This window comes from Xanthomarina maritima (assembly GCF_008084905.1).
GTDB classification, from domain to species: domain Bacteria; phylum Bacteroidota; class Bacteroidia; order Flavobacteriales; family Flavobacteriaceae; genus Xanthomarina; species Xanthomarina maritima.
This window is the reverse complement of record NZ_VSFC01000034.1, coordinates 1-211: the sequence shown is the minus strand read 5'-3', so window position 1 is coordinate 211 and position 211 is coordinate 1. Positions and strand designations below refer to the sequence as shown.

Sequence of the window (211 nt, the reverse complement as noted above, 5' to 3'; positions counted from 1 at the left end):
GCGAGACCAAGCAGCTGCGCACCGCCACCGGACACGAGGTCGCCGAGCTCAAGGCCTCCGTCGAGCGCGAGGTCGCCACCCTGCGCGCCACCGCCGACCGCGAGATCACCCAGCTGCGCGCCAAGGCCGCCCGCGAGGCCGAGGAGAAGCGGGCCGAGGCCGCGAAGCTCTTCGCCGAGGCGAAGGAGAAGCGGGACAAGGACCTCCAGGC

General features: G+C 73.5%; 1 protein-coding gene. It reads left to right on the top strand.

Going from position 1 to position 211, the window contains the following annotated elements; genetic code table 11:
- Window positions 1-211 (top strand): hypothetical protein (locus tag FVF61_RS07410; protein ID WP_199757287.1); only part of this gene is annotated, 211 nt, incomplete at both ends.